Source organism: Bacillus sp. AFS041924 (assembly GCF_002577195.1).
GTDB lineage: Bacteria > Bacillota > Bacilli > Bacillales > Bacillaceae_G > Gottfriedia.
The window spans coordinates 35,746-61,849 of record NZ_NULG01000045.1 but is presented as its reverse complement, the minus strand read 5'-3'; the positions used below and the strand labels follow the sequence as shown (position 1 = coordinate 61,849).

General features: G+C 32.5%; 21 protein-coding genes. 10 read left to right on the top strand and 11 right to left on the bottom strand.

Translation table 11 applies throughout. From position 1 onward, the window contains the following. Positions 1–293 precede the first annotated feature (293 nt). Positions 294–1,466: a CapA family protein gene (locus COC46_RS13470; RefSeq protein WP_098810228.1), complete on the bottom strand. Its 1,173-nt coding sequence runs from the start codon at positions 1,464–1,466 to the stop codon at positions 294–296. A 325-nt stretch (positions 1,467–1,791) separates the two neighbouring features. Here COC46_RS13470 and COC46_RS13465 point away from each other — a divergent pair, with 325 nt between their 5' ends. Genes COC46_RS13465 through COC46_RS13455 form a run of 3 tightly spaced genes read left to right on the top strand, consistent with a single transcriptional unit; the run spans position 1,792 to position 5,147 of the window. Beyond that, positions 1,792–2,742, top strand: coding sequence for an AAA family ATPase (locus COC46_RS13465; protein ID WP_098810227.1), 951 nt, complete (start codon positions 1,792–1,794; stop codon positions 2,740–2,742). Beyond that, on the top strand, positions 2,743–3,942 hold the full coding sequence (locus COC46_RS13460) for a DUF58 domain-containing protein (RefSeq protein WP_098810226.1): 1,200 nt from the start codon (positions 2,743–2,745) through the stop codon (positions 3,940–3,942). 17 nt (positions 3,943–3,959) lie between these two features. Next, positions 3,960–5,147, top strand: coding sequence for a hypothetical protein (locus COC46_RS13455; protein ID WP_098810225.1), 1,188 nt, complete (start codon positions 3,960–3,962; stop codon positions 5,145–5,147). A gap of 428 nt (positions 5,148–5,575) precedes the next feature. Here COC46_RS13455 and menC read toward each other — a convergent pair whose 3' ends face one another. Genes menC through COC46_RS13435 form a run of 4 tightly spaced genes read right to left on the bottom strand, consistent with a single transcriptional unit; the run spans position 5,576 to position 9,587 of the window. After that, entirely contained in the window at positions 5,576–6,691 is a 1,116-nt protein-coding gene (gene menC / locus COC46_RS13450) for an o-succinylbenzoate synthase (RefSeq protein WP_098810224.1), read from the bottom strand. A 28-nt stretch (positions 6,692–6,719) separates the two neighbouring features. Beyond that, complete coding sequence (locus COC46_RS13445) at positions 6,720–7,559, bottom strand: GNAT family N-acetyltransferase (protein WP_098810223.1); 840 nt, start codon at positions 7,557–7,559, stop codon at positions 6,720–6,722. Next, a complete protein-coding gene (locus tag COC46_RS13440) occupies positions 7,534–8,709 on the bottom strand; it encodes an amidohydrolase (RefSeq protein WP_098810222.1) in 1,176 nt (391 codons plus the stop codon). Before COC46_RS13440 ends, COC46_RS13445 begins: the two co-directional genes overlap by 26 nt. A gap of 23 nt (positions 8,710–8,732) precedes the next feature. Beyond that, positions 8,733–9,587 (bottom strand): MurR/RpiR family transcriptional regulator, encoded by an 855-nt coding sequence (locus COC46_RS13435; RefSeq protein WP_098810221.1) that lies wholly within the window; start codon positions 9,585–9,587, stop codon positions 8,733–8,735. Between the two features lie 384 nt (positions 9,588–9,971). Between COC46_RS13435 and COC46_RS13430 the strand changes: the two genes are divergently transcribed. Then, entirely contained in the window at positions 9,972–11,081 is a 1,110-nt protein-coding gene (locus COC46_RS13430) for a glycosyltransferase family 4 protein (protein WP_098810220.1), read from the top strand. After that, complete coding sequence (locus tag COC46_RS13425; protein WP_098810219.1) at positions 11,074–11,856, top strand: HipA family kinase; 783 nt, start codon at positions 11,074–11,076, stop codon at positions 11,854–11,856. The genes COC46_RS13430 and COC46_RS13425 overlap by 8 nt, the downstream gene beginning before the upstream one ends. Positions 11,857–11,899: 43 nt before the next feature. On the opposite strand, the gene COC46_RS13420 is transcribed toward COC46_RS13425, so the two are convergent. From COC46_RS13420 to COC46_RS13405, 4 genes are all read right to left on the bottom strand, one after another. Further along, a complete protein-coding gene (locus COC46_RS13420; RefSeq protein WP_098810218.1) occupies positions 11,900–13,210 on the bottom strand; it encodes a UDP-glucose dehydrogenase family protein in 1,311 nt (436 codons plus the stop codon). Position 13,211: 1 nt separating this feature from the next. Beyond that, the gene (galU, locus tag COC46_RS13415) at positions 13,212–14,117 is read right to left on the bottom strand and encodes a UTP--glucose-1-phosphate uridylyltransferase GalU (RefSeq protein ID WP_098810217.1); all 906 of its coding nucleotides are present in this window, start codon (positions 14,115–14,117) and stop codon (positions 13,212–13,214) included. A 432-nt stretch (positions 14,118–14,549) separates the two neighbouring features. After that, complete coding sequence (locus COC46_RS13410; protein WP_098810216.1) at positions 14,550–16,142, bottom strand: glycosyltransferase family 4 protein; 1,593 nt, start codon at positions 16,140–16,142, stop codon at positions 14,550–14,552. Then, on the bottom strand, positions 16,142–17,236 hold the full coding sequence (locus COC46_RS13405) for a CotS family spore coat protein (RefSeq protein ID WP_098810215.1): 1,095 nt from the start codon (positions 17,234–17,236) through the stop codon (positions 16,142–16,144). The genes COC46_RS13410 and COC46_RS13405 overlap by 1 nt, the downstream gene beginning before the upstream one ends. A gap of 238 nt (positions 17,237–17,474) precedes the next feature. Here COC46_RS13405 and COC46_RS13400 point away from each other — a divergent pair, with 238 nt between their 5' ends. Beyond that, complete coding sequence (locus tag COC46_RS13400) at positions 17,475–18,500, top strand: NAD-dependent epimerase (protein WP_304362833.1); 1,026 nt, start codon at positions 17,475–17,477, stop codon at positions 18,498–18,500. Positions 18,501–18,636: 136 nt separating this feature from the next. Here the strand turns inward: COC46_RS13400 and COC46_RS13395 are convergent, their stop codons facing one another. After that, positions 18,637–19,917 (bottom strand): helix-turn-helix domain-containing protein, encoded by a 1,281-nt coding sequence (locus COC46_RS13395; RefSeq protein WP_098810213.1) that lies wholly within the window; start codon positions 19,915–19,917, stop codon positions 18,637–18,639. Between the two features lie 323 nt (positions 19,918–20,240). On the opposite strand from COC46_RS13395, the gene COC46_RS22735 reads away from it, so the two are divergent. The 4 genes from COC46_RS22735 to COC46_RS13375 are packed head-to-tail and all read left to right on the top strand — an operon-like array spanning position 20,241 to position 24,200. Then, complete coding sequence (locus COC46_RS22735) at positions 20,241–20,366, top strand: hypothetical protein (RefSeq protein ID WP_098810212.1); 126 nt, start codon at positions 20,241–20,243, stop codon at positions 20,364–20,366. Between the two features lie 5 nt (positions 20,367–20,371). Then, positions 20,372–21,925: a spore germination protein gene (locus tag COC46_RS13385; protein WP_098810211.1), complete on the top strand. Its 1,554-nt coding sequence runs from the start codon at positions 20,372–20,374 to the stop codon at positions 21,923–21,925. A 21-nt stretch (positions 21,926–21,946) separates the two neighbouring features. Beyond that, positions 21,947–23,050: a GerAB/ArcD/ProY family transporter gene (locus COC46_RS13380; protein WP_098810210.1), complete on the top strand. Its 1,104-nt coding sequence runs from the start codon at positions 21,947–21,949 to the stop codon at positions 23,048–23,050. Further along, entirely contained in the window at positions 23,037–24,200 is a 1,164-nt protein-coding gene (locus COC46_RS13375; RefSeq protein WP_098810209.1) for a Ger(x)C family spore germination protein, read from the top strand. Before COC46_RS13380 ends, COC46_RS13375 begins: the two co-directional genes overlap by 14 nt. A gap of 60 nt (positions 24,201–24,260) precedes the next feature. Here the strand turns inward: COC46_RS13375 and COC46_RS13370 are convergent, their stop codons facing one another. Next, positions 24,261–25,301: a CotS family spore coat protein gene (locus COC46_RS13370; RefSeq protein WP_176545146.1), complete on the bottom strand. Its 1,041-nt coding sequence runs from the start codon at positions 25,299–25,301 to the stop codon at positions 24,261–24,263. Positions 25,302–26,104: the final 803 nt, after the last annotated feature.

The following is a 26,104-nucleotide window of genomic DNA, read 5'->3' as shown; positions in this document are numbered from 1 at the left end:
TTTTTTATTTGCGATTCCCAGTTTTTAATTGCGATTCGCCTTTTTTATTTGCGATCCCAGATTTTAATTGCGATTCGCCTTTTTTATTTGCGATTCCTCAATTTTAATTGCGATTCGCCTTTTTTATTTGCGATTCTCAGATTTTATTTGCGATTCCCAGTTTTTAATTGCGATTTGCCTTTTTTATTTGCGATTCCCAGAATTTAATTGCGATTCGCCTTCTTTATTTGCGATTCCCAGAATTTAATTGCGATTCGACTTTTTATTTGCGAATCCCTCGATTTACCTTCTAATCATTTAACCTCCGAAATACTTTTCAAATCCTTTATATACGTTCGCATATGCTTCATTATTTCGTTATATCTCAATTGGCCGTTTTTCAGATTGATATCCTCAATATTTTCCAATGACATAATTTTAAAATTGCGATTATCTCGATAGTAATTATAAGTTGGAAAAAAACTAGGATTTGCCAATTCAATTTTTACGTTTTGATTCGTTTTCGTTTTAATCACATCGATTGTAGCAAGGCCACCAATTAATTCATATATTTCATCTTGTGCTGATAAGTAATTTCCTAAAGAGTAAAAGACGATTGATTTATTACCCGTTTTTCCATTAATCCATGCAGGTGGTTGTAACACATGCGGATGATTTCCTATTATAATTTGGACCCCTATATCAGCCAATTGTTTTGCAAGATTCTTTTGCGTATCATTCGGCACTCTTTCATATTCATTTCCCCAATGCATCGCAACTACTACGACATCTGATATTTGTTTTGCCCTTTCAACATCATGACGAATTTTAGCAGGGTCAATTAAATTGACTAAATAACCTTTTCCTCTTGGGACGGGAATTCCATTTGTACCAAATGTGTAAGCAAGAAATGAAAATCGAATATCATTTTTATTTAGTACCCTAATTTTGTTCTGATCTGCTTGCGATTTAAAAGCCCCTGTATATGGCATATGTATAGCATCCCAATGGGAAAGTGCACTTCGAATAATTTTTTCGCCCCGGTCAAGTGAATGATTATTTGCTAGTGTGACAAAATCAACTCCAGCTCCTTTCAATGCATCCCCTACTTCATAAGGACTATTAAACGCTGGGTATGTAGATAATCCAAATTGTTTACCGCCAATCATCGTTTCTTGATTCGCTACTAAAATATCTGGCTTTTCCATCGTTTTTCGAACTTCATCAAACATTTTATTAAAGTTATAAGCTCCATTTGGTAGCATAGCATCTTCATAAACTTCATTATGAATTAATAGATCTCCAACAGCTCCAACAGTAACTTTCGAAACAACTTGATCTATTTTTTCATCATGCACCTTCTGTTTTTTACCCTGTTCTGTTTTTGGTTTATTTTCCTTTACTTTGTTTTCTTCCTGATTATTTTTTGTACAACCACTCAAGATTGCAAAAATACAGATTACTAAAACAACAATCATTTTTTTCATATTTTTTCTCCATTGATAGCAGTTTCAAGCGAATAATATATAAACAAACAAGATCCTTTAGATAGTTTAAGCCATATCATTCTTTAATACTCTTAACAATCTTTAAAAACTTTAGCCATACGATAGTATCGCCTTTAGTTTTTCCATTTTTTTACAACTGAACAATCTATTTTACATTGATTAATTAAAATTTTCAACCAATATTAATAGTTTACTATACTATTTTTTAAAAATTGAGAATCATTGGACTTATCTATTGTTTAACAATTAAAATAATACTATCGGAATTTCTATTCATATAATGAGACAAAAAAAGGAGAGAGAAATGAGTATATTAGAAAAGTTATCTCAGTTAAAAAATGAAATAAGTAATGTTATTATCGGTAAAGATGATGTCGTAGAAATGATTTTCATTGCGCTTATTAATAACGGGCATATCTTGTTAGAGAGTGTTCCTGGTACTGGAAAGACTCAATTGGCTAAGAGCTTTGCAAAAACGATTAATGGTACGTTTAAAAGAATTCAATTTACTCCAGATTTATTACCTAGTGATGTAACTGGAATTCAATTTTTCCATCCAAAAGAACAAGATTTTCAGCTTCGTATCGGTCCTGTTTATACGAATATTTTATTAGCAGATGAGATTAATCGTGCTACACCTAGAACCCAAGCAAGTTTATTAGAAGTAATGGAAGAACGACAAGTAACAATCGATGGAGAAACTATTACTCTACCGAATCCATTTATCGTTGTAGCAACTCAAAATCCAATTGAATCACAACAAGGAACGTTCCCATTACCTGAGGCACAGATGGACAGATTCTTTATGCAAATTAGTTTAGAATACCCAACGTTTGAAGAAGAAAAAAGCATGATGAAGTCATATCGATTAAACACTCCATTTTCGACTTTAAAAAATGTATTAACTTTAGAAGAAATTGATGAAATGAAAGAACAGGTAAAGGCTGTATCAATTTCGGATGAAGTGGAGCATTATATTTTAAGTATTGTTCATTTAACGAGAAACCATGAGGATATTCAACTCGGAATCAGCCCACGTGGCACATTGGCACTAATGAGAGCTTCCCAAGGAAAAGCATTTATAAATAATCGAACATTTGTCACTCCACAAGATGTGAAAGATGTTGCGGTTTTTATCCTTTCACACAGAATCGTATTGACCCTTGAAGCATCATTAAAGAAAAATGCTATTCAAGTAATCCAATCGATTCTAAATCAAGTTGAAGTTCCTCTAGAAGCTGGAGCTGGTCAGTAAATGACTTGGAATAAAGAAATACATGGTAAAAACTCACTTGATTTACTAATTATATTTGGGGCTATATTTCTTATCATTCATTTCTACCAGCCTTCCTATTTGTTAATGTTTTTAGGAGGATTTTTAATAATCCTTAGTTTGATGAGTCGATATTATTTAAATCATATTGCTGACTACCTTATGATCGAAAACGACAAAGTACCTATTCGAATTTCAGTCGGAGATCACTTTAGTTTACCGATCAAGATGACACAGAATAGTTGGTTACCTATAATTAACGCAACAGCTCGTATAAAATTGGAGCCAATTGTCGATTGTATTAATTTGAACACAGTAAGTAGCGATTCAAATTTAGAATTACTTATCCCTATACAATTAAAAGGTAACGAAACGATTCAACTTTCTTTACCGCTTTTTGCTACTAAACGTGGTGTTACTAGAATTAAACAAGTAGAGCTAACAATTTCAAATTTTTTCAGCTTAGGCTATATCCATTTAACCTATAAGCCATTTTTACATAAAGAAATTATTATTTACCCTACTTTAATTCCGGTCCCTCAAATTGACCAATTAATTTCAACTGCCTCATATGGTAGTTTTGTGACGACTTCTAGTATGTTTGAAGATTTTCTCGCTCCAATCGGAACGAGAGATTATGTATATTCAGACTCATTTCATCGTATCCACTGGAAGGCAAGTGCAAAAACCCAAGTACTTCAAACAAAAATTTATGAAAGAACAGCAGACTATTCTTTAACCTTTATTATTAATTTAAGAGATCCACGCCATGATAATTTTAGATTAAGCATAATTGAAAACATCGAATCCATTACAAGTAATATTGCCTACATTGTTCAATACGCTACTATGAACAATATTAATTACGAAATATTTCTTAATTTGAACATGGAAAGTGGCGTTCCTGTTTTCCATTTACCGATCGGTGGTGGGAAATCTCAACTAAGTAAAACCTATGATATTCTAGCTCGAATTAATGGAGCCAGAATGACTCAGCCAATCGATAATTTATTGCATTATGTTGAAAAACAACAACGAAAATCGCCTGTCGTTATATTATGTGGACCGTTCGGCAAGCATGGTGAACGATATTTCGCTCAAATGCGTAAACGTGGCCAGAGTATCTATTATCTACAAGATGATTTAGAAAGTCCAAAGCTTGTTCCATATGGAAATCATTAAGTCGAAAGGATCATGAAATGATTTTACGTCTACTTTCTGCATATTATTTTTCATTAGAATGTCTATTTTTATATTTAATCGTTTTATTTTTATACGAATCAAAAGATCAGCTGCCATCGACCTTAGCTCTTATCTGTGTTTTCATTATCGGAAATGTATTTTTACTTCATTCTTTAAGCAAGTCTAGCGTATCTCGAGTCATTCCATTTCTATCAGCCATAATTTGCGGAGCAGTTAGTTATTTTCTTGGCTTAAATTCTGTATCTTCTATCATTTGTGGTATCTTTATATTTTTTCGCCTAGAAGCTTTTCTCAAAGATACTTCATTATGGAAGGAAGAACGAAATAAATTACAAATAGTTTTTTATTTAACTAGTTTAGTTGTTCTCTTTTTTGGATGGGCTTCACAATACTCTTATATAAATTTAATCGTGGCGTTATTAATTACATTTACAATTCTGTTTAGTTTAGGTAGACATTTTCAACAAGCTGTCACTACGCGAACTATTAAAAACAATCGAGGGATAATAGGTTCTATTGCTATTGCTACTTTACTTACCGCTCTGATTACATTAATAGTACCGTTTTTCAAATGGGGCATCTTTAAATTACTTGACGGTTTATTTAAAATTGTAGGCTTTTTCGGTTCTCCTCTTTTTAATTATGTGGATCACGTCACTCTGAAAGAAAAAGACATTAAGCTAGGTCACCCTTCAAGTGTTAAAGATGATATTCAACCAAGAAATCACACTTACATTTTAGAGTTGATCCCTTCTTGGGTATGGTTATTATTACTGATAATCACATTAATCGTAATTTGGTTAGTCATACGAAAACTTACTTTAATTCGCTATGAAAAAGTAACTTTTCAACATGAAATTGACATTGAATATAATGCAATACCAGAACACCTTAAGAAAAAAAGACGCTTTTTTAAGCACACTGCCCCAACAGATCAAATACGAAAATTAATCTTTCAACTTCAAAAATATGCATCAAAGCATAAGATGGGTCGACACCAAAACGAAACCTTAAAAGAATGGTTAAACCGAATTCAAATTCCGTATGAAGATGAACTTATCGAAGCATACAATTCTGTACGCTATGGCAAAAGTGAATTAAAGGAAATTGGTAGATATGAAGAACAGGTGAAAAGAATTAAGGAAGATATAAAAAGAGAGACAATGAACAGAGGTAAGTTTTAGGGGGTCATGGGTTAGGAAAATAGCTTATCTTTGTAAATTCCTTACTCATATGGGGGGCATGAGGTTGAAAAATAGCTTTTTTTTGTAATTTCCTTACTCATAGAGCGCTCATGAGTTAATAAATTACCTTATTTTTGTAAATTCCTTACTCATAAGGGATCATGAGTTAATAAAATAGCTTTTTTTCGTAAATTCCTAACTCATAAGGGCTTCATGAGTTAGGAATATTTCTAATTTATGAACTATCAAAAAAACACAAACTCTAGGTTTGTGTCAGTGTGTAGACAAAGTCTCAAAAATTTGATTTTCAGACTGATTGCAGTTACCCTAAACGGTAATGAGCACCGCGCGGGCAGGCGAAGCAACGAAGAAAGCGAGCGTTTGGAGGGCAGTCTGACACAAACTCTAGGTTTGTGTTTTCTACATTATCAATTCTTATGATACACTTTCGTACCGATTGTATATTTTTCAATATTTTTCATGTGCGGGTCATAGCCGATGCCTGGTTTGGTTGGCACTGTAATCATTCCATTTTCTACTGTTACTTCTGGTTCAATAATATCTTCAGCCCAGTATAATGAAGATGCTGCTGTGTCACCTGGTAAAATGAAGTTAGGTAATGAAGTGATCGCAATATTATGCGCTCTTCCAATACCTGATTCCAGCATTCCACCACACCATAAAGGTATTCCATTTTCCTGGCATAAATCATGAATTTTCTTTGATTGAGTTAGTCCTCCAACTCGACCAATTTTAATATTTATAATTTTGCAACTTCCTAGTTTTATAGCCTTTCTTGCGTCTTCTAATGAATGGATACTTTCGTCTAAACAGATTGGCGTTTTCATTCTTTCTTGCAAATCTGCGTGATCAATTATATCGTTGTAAGCTAGTGGTTGTTCGATCATCATTAAATTATAATCATCTAACGCAATTAATTGCTCCATATCTGATAATGTATATGCTGAATTAGCATCCGCCATTAAAGGAATAGTTGGATACACTTTTCGTACTTTATCGATCAATTCAATATCCCAACCTGGTTTAATTTTTAGTTTAAATCGTTTGTAACCTTCTTCAAGTCGATTTTCGATGATTTTTATGGTTGAATCAATTGAGTCTTGAATGCCAATGCTTACTCCTACTTCAATTTCCTTTTTAGTGCCACCTATTGCAGCTGATAAAGAAATATTTTCCTGTTTAGCGTATAGATCCCAAACCGCACCTTCTATTGCAGCTTTTGCCATATAGTTTCCTCGAATATGTGAAAACAGCTTTTCGGAAAGTTCGTCAGGATGTTTAATTTCATTATTTAAAACGATTGGAATTAAATAATCTTCAAGAATATGCCAATTAGTTTTTAATGTTTCTTCATTATATAGTGGATCAAGCATCGCAACGGATTCAGCCCATCCTGAAATACCATCTTCACTGATTGCTTCTAATAAAATAAACTCTCGGTCATATTCAGTTCCAAAGCTTGTTGTAAATGGATGTAATAAATCTAGCTTCATATGGCGTAATATCACTTTTTTAATTTTCATTTACGAACTCTCCCTTTAGTTAACTTTGCTATTTTTTTAGTACGTAAAAATGGATAGGCATATCAGATTCTGGATTCTTATAAAACCCAGTAACTTTCCATCCGCTTTGAAATAAATTTTTAAAAGCTTCTCTAGTCAGCATTCGCCACTCATTAGCTGTTTTTAAATTGGTTTCTCTAATCGCACGGAAATCTTTTGGAACAGCAACAAAAATTAAATCGTCATATTCAACTGAATCGTTCTTAATTGGCTTTGGTAACCCATCATTTTCTTCCCATTTAATAAGAGAATTTTTAATTGCCTCATCCAATTCAATTGTTCTCAATTTGTCCTTTTCGTTTTCATCTTTATCGATCTGCCATTCAACAAGAAAACGATCAGAAGAAATTCCGCTATTTAATAAGTCTTCCATTTCCCCATAGCAATTTTCAATATACGTACTACAAACTCCACCTAGTTTTGATATATTTAAATATCCATTTGCAGTTTCTAGTGGGTCATATGTCCAAGTTATGAGTTTATACCCAAGTTTAAGGGCTTCTTCTCGTTGGGCAATTTTAAGTAATTTCCCGATTCCGTTATTGCGAAACTCATGATCAATTCCAAGCATATGGGAACAAAGATAAATAGTTTGACCATCATATCCAGGAAAACTATATTGAAATCCGATCAGATCATCTTCAAAATAAGCACCTAAAACTAAGCCACCATTTTTTGCAGCTGTAATTGTTTGATGCGTAGGAATTGAATCCTCAAATCCCCATATTTTTGATTCTAGTTTTCGAACTTGTTCCATTTCTTCTATTGAATGGAGAGAACGAATAATTATTCCAGTCGTAACTTCAGATTGACTCAGTTTGTTTAGCATAAAGTTCACCTCTTAATTTTTCTTGTTCTGATGCTAATAAAACTGTTTGAGTTAAAATTTTCGTTCCATAATGAAGAGCCTCTTTATTAAAACTCATATGAGGATGATGTAACCCTGGTGATAAACCACAACCTAATCCGACCATTGTAGCAGCGATTTGGGGATTTTTACTTGTATAGAAATGGAAATCCTCACCTCCATTTGAGATACAAACAGGCACAACATTCTCTTTACCTATAATTGAAGCAATAGCTTCTTCAGTAATTTTTATTGCAGATTCGTTTTGTACGGCCGCTGGTACAAACTCTTCCATTGACCACAAAATCTTTGCTTTTGTTTCATCCATCGTTTCTTCAAAAATCTCGATTGTACGAGCATTTAACTGATTCATAATATCATTTGTTTGAGCTCTAACATCAAGTGAGAACTTTACCGTTTCAGGAATTGTATTTGATGCTTCATTCTCAGTTTGAATTTGTGTCATTTTAATCGAATGAGGTATATCTGTATTTAAATTTAATTTCTTTAATTTCGTTACGATATCAGTCGCCACTTCAATCGCATTAATGCCATCCTGAGGTCTTGATGCATGAGCTTGAACTCCACGTATTGTCCCTTTAATCGTTTCAGCTGATCCATGTATAATCACTGGAGATGCTTTTTGAAAAGGTACTTCACTTTCAGGTCTTAAATGTACACCAAATAACGAAATGACATTATTTAATGCTCCATCTTCCATCATTTGAAGTGCTCCTTCGCCTTTTTCTTCGGCTGGCTGAAAGATAAATCGAATCGTATGTTTTGGCTTAATTCCACTTGCTGAAATAGCTAAAGCAGCAAATAAAACCATCGTACTATGAGCATCATGTCCACATGAGTGATTCGCGATTACTACACCATCAACTTCTTGTAATAGTGCATCCATATCTGCTCTTAATGCAACAACTGTATCCTCATGGCCCTTTATTTCAGCAATAAAGCCAAAATGATTTTCAAACGATTTAATTTCAATTCCTGCATCGCTCAGTCGTTCACGTAAATACTTTGCTGTTTTTTCCTCTTGCCAGCTTGGTTCAGCTAGCTTATGTAAATCGTGATATGTTTTTATCATATCTTCCTTTTTTTGATCTAGATAAGATTGTGGATTCATAAGATTGCCTCCTAACTGTATTTCTACTCGATAAACACTTCGTAGGTTGAATAAATTTTTTCTAATTTTTGTTGATAAATTTGTATTCTTTTCTGATTTTTTTCATATAAACCAGCAACCACTAAATTTAATAGACTAATAACAGACGCTATAGAATTCGATCCACTTTCTACATTTTCTTCTGTTGTTAGAACAATATCTGCAATTCGACCGATTGGTGATAATAATCTGTCTGTAACTGATATTAAACTTACACCATTCTCTTTCGTGCACTCTGCAATTGTCAAAGTTTCCTTAGCATATCTAGGAAAAGAAAATGCAACAACAACAGACTGATCTGTTAAATTACAAAATTTCTCATAAAAGTCTCCTGCTGGAGAACAATACATTACGTTACCTCTAATCGAACTTAACGTATTTGCAAACCAATCTGCAGCTATATGTGATACACGATGACCTACGATTAGCACTTGATCAGCACCTATAATCGCATCAATAGCCTTAGAAATTTCCTCAATATTCGAAGGCTGTAATAAGTTTCTTAAAATATTCACTTCATTTTCGATAATTTTAGTAAAAGTATTTTGACCTTCTACATGATCTATCTCTTTTTTTTCTTTCATATAATTTGCTTTATTTAAATGAAGAAACTCATTTTGAACACTTAACTGCATATCACTGAAACCTTCAAATTCGAGTGCATATGAAAGACGAATGACCGTTGTTTCACTTACCTCAGCTTTTTTTCCAATTTGAAAAGCTGTTTTAAATGCACACTCCTCTAAATTTTCAATCATATACGTTGCTACTTTTTTTTGCCCTGGTGATAATTGCGAAAACCTTTCTTTTACTAATAATTTAAAACTATGTCGTTCCATAATTTTTAATCCTTCCAATGATGAAGTTTATACTTCAAATTAATTTAAAGTTGCAGTTAATACTTCTTTTTTCTACATTAACATAACCATAAAGTCGGGGCAAGAAAAAGTAGCGGTAAATGATCACGAAAAGATAGTATAAATATTTTTAAAAAATTTCCTATTTGTCCCCTATATTTCTTGCATTTCCTTTCCTTCTTGCCCGTAAAATATTTGTAGTAATTAGTTAATTGCCCTTACAATTTACCTTAAATTGAATTAACTAAAATAGGACTACTATTCATAAGTTGAATCCAGTCGAAAGCCATAAATGTGTATACAATAGTTTTCGCAAAAAGGATATAAACTTTATTTGTATACCCTAATTCCAAGGAGGGGGAAAGTTTGAAAGTTTTAATCATATGGCGTCTCTTAACAGTTGGTGGAGTTAATGCTGGCTGGAGGAATCGTTCAATTTACTTTAAAAAGTTTGGAATTCATACTGAGTTTCTATATACAACTGATCATGGTGGATTACACATAATGGAAGATATTGCACCTGTCTATTTAACAAAAGATGAAAACGAAATCATTGGGATCATTAAAAATAATGCCTATGATGCAATCATTGTGGTCGATACAGGAGCAGCATATAAGTGGTTACAGAAAGCTAATTATAAAGGTCCAGTTATTGTAGAAGCACGAACGCCAGAGCTAATTAAACTACAGCCACATTTAAAGAAATTCAGATTAATTGAACCTGTTTCGATTGTCGTACCATCGAATTATCAAAAGAGATTAGTCTCCATCCTAACAGATAATATCCCCATTAAAGTAATCTACAATGGTGTTGACACCACATTTTTCCATCCATTAGCTCAAGAAGAAATCGCATATGCAAATAATCCAATTCTTCCGAGCAATAAGAAAATAGTGTGCTGTATTGGTCGGGTCGATAAACGAAAAAACTGGCCAATGTTAATCGAAGTTGCAAAGAGGATAAAAAGTGAACGTTCAGATATTGAAATATGGTTAATTGGAGGTGCACAAAGTGTGCAGCGAGAAGACTTTGCATTAACCTGGAAGGAAGAGGGTCTAACTGATATTATCAAATGGTTTCCAGTTATCCCTTATCAACAAATGCCCCATGTATACGCAAAAGTACGTCAATCAGGTGGTTGCACAATCGCTACTACAAAAGTAGAGTCATTTGGTAATACTTTTATCGAATCGATGGCATGTGGGGTCCCTGTTGTTGCTTCTAATATAATGCCTATTTCGGAAATTGTTCTTCAAGGTGAGACAGGTTTGCTTTTCCGCGGGCATGATGTACAAGATGCCGTAAAGATGATTTATCAAATTGTTGATAATCATACACTTCATCAAAAGCTTTCACAAAATGCCGTAAAGCATGTTGAACAAAATTTTGCGATTCAAAAAGTAGCCGATATTTATCGAGAGTACCTTTTAAAATTTGGTGAAAATAAAATTAGTGATGTGATTCAAAATGATTGAACCTATTTCTTATATAAAAAAACTAGAAGGAAAATCAAATGCACATTTAATTACCTTTAGTGATGGTAGAGATTATGTTGTAAAATATTTTCGTTCAGGATTTGAGAAAACTTTACCAAACGAATGGGTTGCCTACTGTATTGCTAGATTTTTAGATTTACCTGTTCCTTACGCTCAAATCGTTTCGATACCTGAAGAATTCTCAAGAACAATTCCAGATTTAGAGCTAGAAGAAATTCAACTCTCAAGGTTTCAGTTTGCTTCTTTATATGTACCTGAAACTTTAAATGGTCATCAAGTTTCAACAGTTCCAAGTATAGTAAATAAAGATCAATTAGCTGGCATCATTTTATTTGACTACTGGCTGTGCAATGGAGACCGTACTCGAAAAAATATTTTATTACGTGAAGAATCCTTGGATCAATTTAAGCTTTGGATTATTGACCATGCTGAAGCATTTGGTTCTTACAGTTGGTTAGTTACAGAGTTAGAAACTTTGCCTCAAAAAATAATGAAAAGTGCAACACATCAATTCATGTCCCTATTTATAGAAAGTGAAGAAAAATTTAATGAACAACTGGAGATCATCCAAAGGTTCCCAGTCCTCCTAATGGAAGAAATTGTAGAATTAACACCTGATGATTGGTTACTATCAAAGGATGACAAAAAGGCAATTGTTGGCAGATTGGTAAATCGAAGAAAAAAAATACTTCCATACCTTAAACATAAATTCGTAAAAACGATTTACCGTCCTTTACATGAACAAAAAGATTAGCATGAAAAAACGACTTCATTTTAGAAGTCGTTTTTTCTCATTATTAACGAATGATGGACGGTTTACCAACTGGATAATATTCTATTTTCTCACATTCTCTTATTCGATCTTCCATTATACAGTTTCTTCCGTCAAAAATGATTGGATTCTTCATTTTAGTTAGTATGCTAGGTAATTCAAGTTCTCTAAATTCTCTCCACTCTGTAACAATAAAAATTGCATCTGCATTGGTCACACATTCATTTATTGAGCTTGCGTACGCAATGTTACTACCTAGAATATTTTTTGCATTTTCAATTGCAACAGGGTCATATGCCATTACTTCTGCACCTAATTTTATTAAAGAATTTACAATTTTAATAGATGGTGCTTCTCTCATATCGTCTGTATCTGGTTTAAAAGATAAGCCTAAACACGCTATCTTTTTCCCTGCTAATTGACCAAATCGTTCAATAGCTTTCTTTACAAGCAATTCGTGTTGAAATTTATTTATTGAAATAATTTCTTTTAAAAATCCAAATTCAACCCCATTTAACTGAGCTGTGTGCAATAATGCTTTAACATCTTTTGGGAAACAGGAACCACCATAACCAATCCCTGCATATAAAAATGCTTCACCGATCCGTTTATCTTTCCCCATCCCTTTTGCTACATCTTCAACATTTGCACCGAGTGCTTCACAAAGGTTTGCTATTTCATTTATATAACTTATTTTACTTGCTAAAAATGCATTAGACGCATATTTAATCATTTCTGCACTTCGAATACTAGTAATTAAAATTGGTACATTTAATGGTTTATACATTTCTTCAACAATTCTAGCAGACTCTTGATTACTGCTACCTATAATAATTCGATCCGCTTCCATCGTATCTTTAATTGCAGAGCCTTGTCTAAGAAACTCCGGATTTGAGACGACATCAACGACAATATCTTTCCTACAATGTTGTTGAATAATTTCCTTTACGTTTTCATTCGTTCCAACAGGTACTGTACTTTTTATAGCAACAATGACATCTTTATTAATATTCTTTGCAATATCAATTGCTGCACCTTCAAGATAGGATAAATCAGCTGCACCATCTTCCCCTTGAGGAGTTCCTACTGCAATAATAATAACTTGAGCATCTTCTAAACCTTTATCATATGATGTTGTGAAAAATAATTTTCCTAACTTAATATTTCTAGTTATTAATACTTCTATTCCCGGTTCATATATTGGAGAAATACCGGCATTTAAATTATTGATTTTAAGTTCATTTATATCAATACAAGTAACTGAGTGACCAATCTCTGCTAAACAGACTCCTGTTGTTAAACCTACATAGCCCGTACCTAATATTGAAATTTTCAAGTTAATCCACTTCCTGATTCTTTATATTTGGAGTATCATCTGCTATGACCTCATTTAAAAAAGCAATCACTTCATTTTTTATATCTTCTCTATTGATTGCAAAGTCAATCGTAGCCATTATGAATCCAATTTTATTTCCAATATCATATCGTTTCCCCTCGAAATTAAACGCAAGTACAGACTGGTCTTTATTTAATTCATTAATCGCATCAGTTAATTGCAATTCACATCCTTGTCCAACAGAAAGTGTTGATAAAATATCAAAAATCTCCGGAGTAAGAATGTACCGTCCCATAATTGCATAATTCGAAGGGGCATCCTCTAATTTTGGTTTTTCTACAAGACAATCAACTTGAAATAAATTTGTATGATAAGTACTTTCTGTAGGTTTAATAACGCCATATTTACTTACTTCTTGATCAGGAACACTTTGTACAGCTATAACTGGTGCATTATGTTTTTCGTAAACATTAATAATTTGCTGTAAGCAAGGGGTTGTGGACATAACGATGTCATCTCCTAGCAAAACTGCAAACGGTTCATTTCCTATAAAACTTTTAGCACATAATATTGCATCGCCTAAACCTTTTGGTTCCTTCTGACGAACATAAAAGATTTTCACCATATTGGATATTTTCTGCATCTCTTCCAATACCGTTAACTTGTTTTTTCGAGATAATGATTCCTCTAATTCATATGATTTATCAAAATGGTCCTCGATTGCTCTCTTACCTCTACCACTAATAATAATGATTTCTTCAATTCCAGAAGCTACAGCTTCTTCAACAATATATTGAATAGTTGGTTTATCAACTATAGGTAACATTTCCTTTGGCAGTGCTTTCGTTGCCGGCAAAAAACGAGTACCGAGACCGGCAGCGGGAATAATAGCCTTGCGGATTTTCATTATTCTTGCCTCCAAACTTTGTTTCATTCTACTTTATATGTAAATTAAGGAGGACTTGTCACCATATATACCTATTATGTTTAGAAAGATTATGACTTAAAAACTAGCTTTTTTTTGCATTCATCTTTATTTAGAAGACCTTCTCCCACAAGGAATAAAAATTAGTCAGCTAAATTAGAATTATATGTGCCAATCCAATCATTGTTGTGGGGGTATTCGTTTATTTGATCCAGTGGAGTCTTTATTTAAGCCGGTTAGAGCATTAATTTAGCCACTTTGGGCACTAATTGAGCCACTTTCACCACTAATTATGCCACTTTCACAAAGTGTTCGTCAAAAACCAATCATGCATGAAAATAAAAAACTGTCTCAAATGTATTTAAACTTATGAGACAGCCTTTTATATTTAGGCATTTCCCTCAAAATGATCTTTTAGCGATTTCTGTTTCTATATAATTCAGTGACACTAGTAATTCTCTTTAATTGAGTTGGTTGGGAATTAACGTTATTAGATAGATTGTTAGTTCTATTTTCTACTCTTCTTACGGTATTTGTATTTACACTATTTACCGTGTTTGCATTATTTCCGACAGTATCAGTTAGTCTTCTAATACGTCTTAATACTCTTGGATTAGTATTAACAATATACTCCTCAGCTTTTACTACTACTGTATCTCCTGGAATAGATTTTGCTCGCTCTACTAGGACTTCTTCCATTACTTTTGTTTCGACAGTAGGTTCTATTCCTTCAATTATCTCTTCTGTTGTTTGTTCTGCTTCTTCAGAAGTATTAGGCACAATCAATTGATTATTTTGTACTGCAGTTTTAAATAATGATTGAGGTTCATATTGTTCTAATTGTTCCGACGAAATTGAAGAAGCATATTCAGTTCTGCTCCATGCTGATAAAATTTCATCTGCAACACGGCTCCACAAATACTTGGTAACCGCAAGCTCCCTACCTTTTCTTCCCATATTCTTCATTAAAGTTTTATTTGATAATATTTCTGATATTTTGGTAGCGAATTCATCCGGATCTACTGGATTTTCTACAATTAAACCATTCTCACCTGGAATAATTACTTCTGGGTTTCCTCCTCTTGCAGTTGTTACAATAGGAAGACCTGCTGCCATCGCTTCATAGTGTACTCTTGCAAGCGGCTCTTGCCATAATGAAGTACAGACAAATAAATCGGCTACAGCAAACCAGTTTTGTATTTCAAAAGGTGATACAAACCCAGTCGTAATAATTGGTACATCTTGTTTTTTTGAAATCGCACGTATATAGGCAACATAGTCCGTAACATTATTTTGACTAAACCAGTTGCTTCCTACAATGACTAAAGCTAAATCTTTGAAGGATTTTGAAAGTGTTGGTAATGCTCTAATTAAACGGTCTACACCTTTGTTTTCTGAAAGTCTTCCAGCAAATAAAATAACCGTTTTATTTTCTAAACCAAATTCTTTTCTAAGCGTATTTCTCGTATTGATCATTTTTGAATCATTACCAGGTAAGAAACGGTCAGAATCAACACCTGAGTAGATTGTGCTAATTTTATTTGCGCTTTGAGGATATAGCTCACGTATTACATTCCCAACATAATCACTAACAGTAACAATACTTGAAACTTCTTCTAAAACTAAATTTGCTTCATCAACAGCGATTTTCCCAATATTAAACATATCATTATGCATACTTAAAGTAATTTTTGCATTTGGAGCTACCTTTCGAATTGGTAGGACAAGACGTGGTCTGTTAAAAATGTGGATTAAATCAAATTGCTGCCCTTCGATATATTGGACTACACCTTCACGATATAGTTCTAATACTTTACCAGGTACACGTACATAATCCACACCGTCAATCGTTTCATAATCTGGTAATGACGGGTCATTAACTCCTAAAACTGTAATATCGTGAACTTTGCTTAAATATGGTAAACTACCTGCTATATAAGTCTGGATCGCACCACCTAATACTGGAGGTACTGGTAGGTTTTCTGTACAAACCATCAATATTCTCATCATTTTCCACTCCAGTCGTTGCGAATCTCATTTAATGTTGCCCATTTTGACTGTTCTAGATCAACGATTGATTGGATTAATTGTTTAGTAGTTTCACCTAAAAATAGTTCTGGTTCATAAAGCACTTCTTTAATATTTTTATAAAATTCATTTGGCATTGAAAAATCGATCATTAATACTTCATATAATTCAGGTGAAATTGGATTTGCTTCGTGATATGCGTTGATCATTTCCCTTACCCATGTAACATCCCAACCGAATAAATCAGACATTGTGCCAGAAATAAGTTTTCTAAGATCTCGAATAGGCAAATCATACGCAACTCCATCTAAATCAATGACCCACATACCATTTGGACCCATTTGACCATTTGACCAACCGTAATCCTGATGAACCAAGCCCCAGCTTGCGTTTCCTTCATTTACCATATTAAAGTAATTTGAATTATTTAAGTCTTCCATGCTTTTTCTTGCCTGCTCTTGAAATGTATCAACTACATTTAATAAATCTTGACTTGCAGGCATTTCCTCATAAGCTAATGCAATTGTTCTGAACCAATTCATTTTGTTATATACTTTTTCATAACTTTTTGGCCATTTGTGCAATCTTGATGCAACCTCAGCTTGAATCGGTGGTACGTAGCCTTTACTTAAACGATGAAACTCTCCAAGTGCGTTACAAAGTAGCTTAGCACCTTCTAAATCTTTCGAAACTGGCGCCAATTGTTCAATCCATTCTGCAACGAACCATAACTTCCCGCCAGCTTCTACATACTCTTCACCGTCTCTAGTTCGAACGATGCCTGGAACTCTAGCCTGTTGCACTTCAACTAAATACTTTTGAGCACCTAAGCTAAACATGCTTCTCGTAGGTCTTCTGTGTAAAAGCTTAAAGCTTTTTGGTCCATCGTTCGTCTCAATTTTCCAAATCGCACCACCTTTGTCGGCTTTTGTTGTAATGACTTGCATGCTATTTACTTGAAGATCATAAGACTTCAGTACTTCAAGCCCAATTTTTTCAATATATTCAGGCACATAGAACTCATCGTGAATAAGCTCATCGACAATCCATGGCTCAATTATTATATTATTCAATTTCTCCCTCCTACTTTTTAGAGCCCATAAAAAAATTCACATTTCAAATTAAATGAAATGTAATACGTTATTAACTATACTTTTATGCTCTAAGTGAGTTAAGACCTATTGTAATAATATGATTTAGTACAAGTATTGTGAGGGTATTTGTTTATTCTAGTAAAAAGATTTTCATTATCTAGTTATATACATATTTCTTCTTGAATTCGAACTTTGTCGTTTAAAGTGACATATGATATTGCAACTCTTGTTAGGTAAGGAGGTTTTTATCATTCATAAAACTGATGCTAAGCGCATCTTGATTACTGGATGTGCTGGATTCATTGGATTCCATTTAAGTCGCCGACTATTAGAAGAAGGCTTCCTAATTGTAGGCATTGATAATATAAATGATTACTATGATCAAAGTCTAAAATATGATAGATTGGATCTTTTAAAAAAATATAAGAACTTTAGTTTTTCACATGGTTCGATTGATAAGATGGACCTATTAAATGAACTCTTTGAACAAAATGACTTCGATATCGTTATTAATCTAGCAGCACAGGCTGGAGTTCGATATAGCTTAGAAAATCCAAGTTCATATATTCAATCAAACCTTGTAGGTTTTGCCAATATATTAGAGTGCTGTAAAAATCATCAAATTAAACACCTCATATACGCCTCTTCAAGCTCGGTTTACGGTAACAATAAAACAACTCCCTCTTCAATTAATGATCGGGTTGACGAACCAATTAGTTTATATGCAGCTACAAAAAAATCGAATGAATTAATGGCACATTCTTACAGTCATACGTTTAATCTACCTACTACCGGATTACGTTTTTTTACTGTCTATGGACCATGGGGTAGACCAGATATGGCACTTTATAAATTCGCGAACTCAATTATAAACGGAAAACCAATAGATGTTTATAATTATGGAAATATGAAACGTGATTTTACTTATATTGATGATGTAGTTGAATCAATTGTAAGAATCATTAAAAATGGACCACCAAATGAATCTTCCTCATACTATAAGCTTTATAATATCGGTAACCATAGCCCAGTAAAATTAAACTATTTTATTGAGGTTTTAGAAGAGAAACTTGGTATAAAAGCAAATATTCGATTATTGCCAATGATTTCAGGAGAGGTACTTGAAACATATGCAGATATTGATCAGCTCGTACAAGACATTCAATATAGCCCGACTACTTCAATTGAAGAAGGCATTGCTAAATTCGTAGAATGGTTTAAGGAATATAAAAAGATTAACTAGAGGATCAAACTAGTAGACTAGAAATGAAAATAACCACAAGGATCACAATTTCCTTGTGGTTTATTCGTATTTTCGAAGTGAATCACTTTCTAAATCTACAGAGAATGGTAACTGGAATCCAAAAAATAAGCCAAATTTATGGGCTCATAACGTACATATTACTCATTTGACTTTTATCATCACTTAACATATGAATATATTCTTCATTTAATTGATCAGTTAAAAAATCTCTATAATGCCATATTGCTAATAAGCATAGTTTAAATTTCTCTATAATACCTGCATTTTTAACTCTTCTAGCCACACTAATTAAATCTGTTAAACCTTCAATATAATTCTTCTTTTCACATTTTAAAAGTGATTGTGCATAGCCGAAGTCCAAATACAATTGCTGTTTATACAAATTAGAACTATTGGCCATTTCAATAATCAAATTTTCATGAATTTTGATCAATTCTGCAGCATCTTCTAATCTGCCTAATTTTACATAGGATTCGATAATTCTCGGGATGCCGACATATAAATCAACACGGTCTTTAATCCAATTGTAGTATTCATCAACATAGTGTAACTCGCCAAAATCAAGTAATGTAACATAACGATTACCGATTGCAGCTTCTGCAAAAAAGTCATTTAGCTTACCATATTCTGCTATAATTTCAAGTACTTCATCGATTGAATTACTTAACCTGTTTAAAGCAAATCCTTGATATACTAACGCATAACCAAAATGTTTTTCATTCTTTGCCATTTTTTCTAATCGTTTAGCATAATGAAGTACTTTGTCCCACTGTTTTAACATATAGTAAGTAGCTGTAATCCATAAAATTGTTAATTCCTGAAAATCGTCTGGCATATAGCTCACATATTCAAGTACATGGACAAGTGTAGAAGGCCCATCTTTTGTTAATCTATTTAAATAGTACTTTCTAAAATAGCTTATAGCGACTTCCTCTGCTGTTTGATCTGGCATATGATGAATAATGATTTCATACAAAGGCAAAGCCTCTTGCTCTTTTCCTTCAGCAAATAACTTTTCAGCAATTTCATATAAATTCTGCAAATTTTTTGTACGAATCGTTTTAGATTTTTCTTCTAACATTTCTGAAACGATAAAATCTAGCTCTTTATTAAATCCATTTATTGCACATTTATAAATAAACGCTACACTTCTTCGTTTATCTAAATATCGATTCTGATTAAAGCATAATTGCGTATAGCTCGAGTAAAAATGCCCTTCTTCCAAACCGAACGCTTTTGTAATTGCATCTAAATAATGCAAAGAAAGTGGCTTTTTATTATTAAATACTCTACTAATATCACTAATATGGATTCCAGAATATTTAGCTAAATCAGCTTTATTCCAATTTTTGTCATTCATTAATGTAAGAAAATCATATAGAAGTATCTGATTCATAAGCTTTCCTTTCCATACTTGGTAATAATCTTTTTATTTCATCGCTCCCAACCTTTTGTCTAGATAAAAAAATAAACAATTAGGTATTATCGCACAGGTCTATTAGGTTAATTATACTATTTTGCCATTTTTTTAAAATAGGAAATATTCAATTATTTAATTAAAATTAATTAATTTATAAAGCATAGTAAGGAAAAATAATTTAAAAGACTTTCCTCATAAGTTTTAAAGATCCTGCTATTTTTACGTCCATCTGCATTCTTTTCCTATTGTGGGAAATAATACCTTTATATTTTTCTAAATTACATATTGGGGATGATTAAATGTTCAAAAAGATTATTTCACTAATTCCTGAATATCCAATTTTTATCCAAGCTTTTGTTACTTTTATCGTTCCTTTAGGTTTATGGAAGTTTTTTAAATGGGTTCATCTTATGGAGAAAGAGTGATTTAGATGAAACAGTGGAGATCCAAAATGAATCAGGAATCTCTAATTAATGAAACACAAAATAATAATGAGTATTTGTCCAGTAATCTCCAAGTAAATTTAGGTTGGCTTTTTAATGAAATCGGACATAATTCTGATGTAAAGTTTAGAGAATTTCTATTAGGTGATACAGATATTCAACTTGCAATCATTTTTATTGATGGCTTATCTAATGCAGACTTAATTCAAAGGCATATAATGGGCGAATTAATGACGGGACTTACTACCATTGCCACGAATCAAATAAAAAATGGGGACTCTCTGAGTGAAATTGATATTAAAAGATTTATTAAAGAGCGAACACTCACTGTTTGTACGATTGAAGGTGTCACTACTTATAAAAAATTAAAATCAGATATTCTATTTGGCTCAATTGCTTTGTTAGTAGATGGTATTCCTGAGTGCTTTTTAATAGGTGAAGCACTTACAAAATCAAGAGATATAAATGAACCTGAATCCGAGGCACTAGTTCGTGGTCCAAGACTTGGCTTTGTTGAAAATTTAGCAGATAATACCGCCTTATTAAGACGCTCTGGTAAAAATCCAGATTTAACTATGATTGGAATTGAGATTGGTGAAGTTTCAAAAAAAGAATTAGTCATAGCTTATATTTCAGGTATTGCGGATTCTAAACTGATTGAAGAAGTAAAAAAAAGAATTAAAAGAATTGAAATTGATAGCGCTCCCGATTCTGGTTATATCGAACAGTTAATAGAAGATAATTACTTAAGTCCTTTTCCTCAGATTCAAAGTACCGAACGTCCTGACCGGGTTATTAGTGCTTTAATGGAAGGTCGAGTTGCCATTTTATTAGATGGTTCACCGTTTGCGCTGATCGCCCCTGTAACTTTTCAAATGTTAATACAATCTCCAGAAGATTATTATGAGAGATGGTATGCTGCAACCTTAGTCCGATTATTACGATATCTGTCATGTTTTATTGCTTTATTTGCTCCATCCTTATACATTGCTTTTATTTCTTTTCATCAAGGTTTAATTCCAACTAAGCTAGTATTTCATATAGCAGCTACTAGAGGTGGCGTACCATTTCCTCCATTAATTGAAGCACTTATTATGGAAGTCTCGATTGAAGTATTAAGGGAAGCCGGACTTCGTTTACCAAAACCGATTGGACAATCTTTAGGAATAGTTGGTGGGTTAATTATTGGTCAGGCAGCAGTTGAAGCAGGTATTGTAAGTACAATTATGGTTATTGTAGTAGCAGTAACAGCAATTGCCTCCTTTACTCTACCGCAATATAATGTAGGAATTGCGCTGCGTATGCTTCGTTTTGTTTCCATGATTTTTGCAAGTATATTTGGATTATATGGAGTCATTTTATTTTTCCTTTTACTATGTAGTCATTTAGTTAAACTTAAAAGCTTTGGAGTCCCTTATCTAAGTCCTGCTGCTCCAATTAGATTTAGCGATTGGAAAGATTTCATCTTAAGAGCTCCATCATTTATGATGAAAAATAGACCAAAAAGTACGCAGCCAAAAAGAACAAGAAGGATGAAATAGTATAAGAAAGGAGGCGTACTGATGAATTCAGAACCTATTGATCGTATTTCAACGAATCAAACTGTCATGCTAATGGTCAATTTTATTTTTGGTGCAGGTATTTTAATCTTACCAAGAACGATTACCGACAAAGTAAAAACGCCAGATGGTTGGATTTCTGTCATCATATCCGGATTGTTAATTTTACTCTTAGTCTTTTTACTAGTTATGCTGTGTAAACAATATCCGAATGAAACATATTTTCAATTTACTCAAAAAATTATTGGTAAATGGCTAGGAATTCCATTAGGTATCATAATGATCATTTATTATACTTGTCTATCAGCTTTAGAGGTTCGGGTAATGTCAGAAACTACTAGATTGTTCTTACTACAAGGTACTCCTTCTTGGGCTATTTTAATTCCGTTCTTGTGGATTGGTTTATATATAGTTCTAGGGGGGATCAACCCAATTGCTCGAATGTTAGAAATTATTTTTCCAATCACAGTATTTTTCTTTTTATTAGTTATTTTTTTAGGTATAGGAATCATTAATATAGACAATCTACGGCCAGTCCTTGGAAATGGGATCAAGCCTGTCCTGAATGGGCTTAAAACAACATCCCTTTCATTTTCAGGTTTTGAAGTGATTTTATTTATTTTTATGTTTATGAAGGATAAAACGAAAGTATCAAAATCAATTATGTTTGGCATAGGTATACCATTTGTTTTTTATTCGATTACTGTTGTTGCAGTAGTCGGAGCTTTCTCAGTAGATGGTGTTTTATTGCAAACTTGGCCCGTACTTACTTATATTCGCAGCTATGATATACAAGGTCTAATTGTAGAAAGATTTGACTCATTACTTCTAGTTATTTGGATCATGCAAATTTTTGCCACTTATATCATTGCATTTTATATTTGTACTCTAGGTATGGCTCAAGTTTTTAATAAAAAAAGAATTCAACCTTTTCTGTTTGGCACGCTTCCATTTATTTACATTATCGCTATGATTCCAAGAGATATAAATGAAACTTTTAAAATGGCCGATTTAATCGGAAATACTGCATTTTATTTATTTGGTATTGTCCCAATACTCCTACTAGTGATAGCATTTGTGAGGAAAAAATTAAATGAGAAAATGTAGGCTAAAACGAATCGTAATAAATTCAATTATTAATATAATTATTCTAGGATTATTATCAGGTTGCTGGAGTAGTAGACCAATCGAGGACTTAAACATTATAGTAGGTTCTTCTATAGATAAAGATGAAAACGGTAAATTAAAGTCGACTCTACAATATGTTGTCCCCGAGGCAATGACCACAAAATCAGGTGGGGTTAATACTGCAAAGCCTTATATAAATGTGGTTGGGGAAGGCATTTCGTTAGAACCATCTGGATGGGAAACGACTTTAAGTAGAGAAGGATTCATTTTTGGAGCCCATCAAAAAAGTGTTATCATTAGTGAAGAACTTGCTAGAGAAGTAAACCTACGTGAGCTTACTGATTTATATTTCCGAGATCTTGATATCCGTGGAAGTACGCTACTTTTTATAGCAAAAGGCAAAGCTAGTGAAGCACTGGAAACGAATGAACCAAATATCATCCCTGCATTACGAATCGTTGAAATTGCTAACGAATCATCAACTTTAGAATTAGTCAATAAAACACCTTTAATAAAAATCGGTGGATTAATGAACTCTGGTTCTAGCTTCCTCCTCCAATTATTAGAAAAAACTGATAAAGGTGCTAAGTTTTCAGGCGGTGCCATTTTTAACGGTAAGGTAAATAAAATGATAGGCACTCTTGATACACAAGAAGTAGCCGGCATTAATTGGATTACTGCTCAGGGCAAAGGTGGATCTGTAAAGGCATACACTAAAAAGTCAGATGGACCGACTTGGTTTCAAATTGAATCGATAACAAGTAAAGTGACACCTCATATAAAAGGTGACAAAATCTCTTTTGACGTGAAAATTGAATCAGAAGGTAGAATAGCAGAATATTGGAACCCTAAACTAAATTCTGCATTTGAAGAGAAAAATGTTAAAAAAATTGAAAAAGCAACCGAAAAGGTAGTAACAAACATAGTTGAAAATGTAACAAAAAAGCTACAAACTGAATTTAAATCAGATGTTGCCGGTTTCGGCAATGAAGTAAGAATTCAAAATCCAAAAAAGTGGAAAAAAATGAGTAAAAATTGGGATGAGCTATTTAGTAAAGCCAAAATAAATTACGATGTTAATATTATAATTAGAGATTATGGTATGATTGGAAAGAAAAAAAATAAATAAAAATAGCTCGAATCCATCAATTATAAGGATTTGAGCTTTTTTAATGAATCTATAGCGGAATTAATCTTTAATTGCTTCATTTTTTTGTCCAAATAAGGATGAAATTGCTTTTTCTTTACTTAATTCTAATGTAATTACTTTTTTCATTTGTGAAAATTGACTTGCATTAATAGTAATTATCCCATCGTTATGATAATATTCCGAAAATACCACATAAAATAAATGAGGAAACAATAGATCAGCTTTAAGAAACCGGAGCTGCAAACATGTTAACGGGTTTACTTCTTGATATGCGATAATCATTTTCATCATTAATTTTACATTCCAAGTTTTTTCTTTATTCATTACCATATTTAAAATTCTTCTTAGATCATGAACTGGTAATTCTAATTTTAATGAACTCATATCAAGGAAATATAAATTGGCGTCTTCTCCTATTGTAAGATTTCTTTCATCAAATTTCTGATAGGAAATTGTTTTGTCGCTCTCTTTTTCTTCTCCTAATTCAGCAATTGAATAGTTTTCGATTATGGTAAGAGCTTTCTCACATTGCATTAAAATTTGATTTATATTCTTTAAAAACAGTTTATCGACTTCATTTTGATGTTTAGCTTTAGCTTTTTCGTCTTTCCATTTTGTTAATTTTAGAAATTTATTTTTTAAATCATTTTTCCAATCTGTTTGTAATGTTGAAAATTGTTCATGCGTGATTTCCATTCCTTTTGAAGCCTTATGAAATGTTGCAATCCCGTTCATAATGATGTTAAGATCTTCCTCACTCTCAAAATCTGGAATTCTACCATTAACTGCTTCAAATAACATAAAATAATCATCTTTATATTTAACAAAACCTTCACCCATTTTTGTTGTTAATACCTCAGGTGTAAATACGCCATTATCTCTTAGATAGTCGACTACATATATCATAAATTCAATATATATTTCATTAATTATAACTTTCTTCAAAAAAACTTCGCCGATATTTGTATCAATGGGCCACTCAGCTTTTTTTTCATCAATGAATTCTAAAGATTTTTGTTTAACTTCTAAAGGGTAATTTGCAATTACTTTTTTTACTAAATCACTAAAAAAAGCGTCCAAAAAGATACCTCCCAAATAATACTTATCCACTTTTTAATCTATGAATATGTACTTGTTTAGAAACGGCTAATCTACTAAATAAATTTAAAAGTAATTTTATTCCTGAGTTCAAATGACTTTCACTTAAATTTCATTCAGTTAGATTTTTTTAGTTAGATGAATGGTTATTTATTTTACTGAGAGTAAACTAATAAATTTCATTCTCTACAGTTTACTTTATTAAATCCCGTTTAAATACAAATTTCTACTCGTTTTAAGAAATATAATGATTAGTATTCTTATCGTTTTCTTCACTTAAAAATTATAAAGTTATAGTTTATCAATACTTTCTTAACATAATTTAATACTTCGACTTCCAAAAAAAATCCTAAAGAGTTGAATGTATCACTTTAGGATTTTTAACATAGGTTCTTATTCGCTAAGCAATTTTATCTGAGTAAAATTACATCAAATTCCTCATAATACTCATAAAAAGGAGTTTTACGAATGAAAGAACTATTTATCTTTATTTTGTTATCATTTTTTTGTTTCTTGATCATTTACGTACTTACATTATTACAAGGATATGATTTACACTATTTAACATTGGCACTTTCTTATAATAAAGTTGGTTTTGTGAAACTTGATAAAATATTGCTTTTTTATTTCATCCTTTATTTCGGCTTAACGATATGCCATTTTTCGTTTTTTTGTTTCTCCAATTACAAATTCAACTCTCTAGTAATTAAATCCGCACAGTGATAAATTATGCTATTTATTACCATTTTTAAGTTTGAAGTATCATTTAATGTTAAAAATTTCTT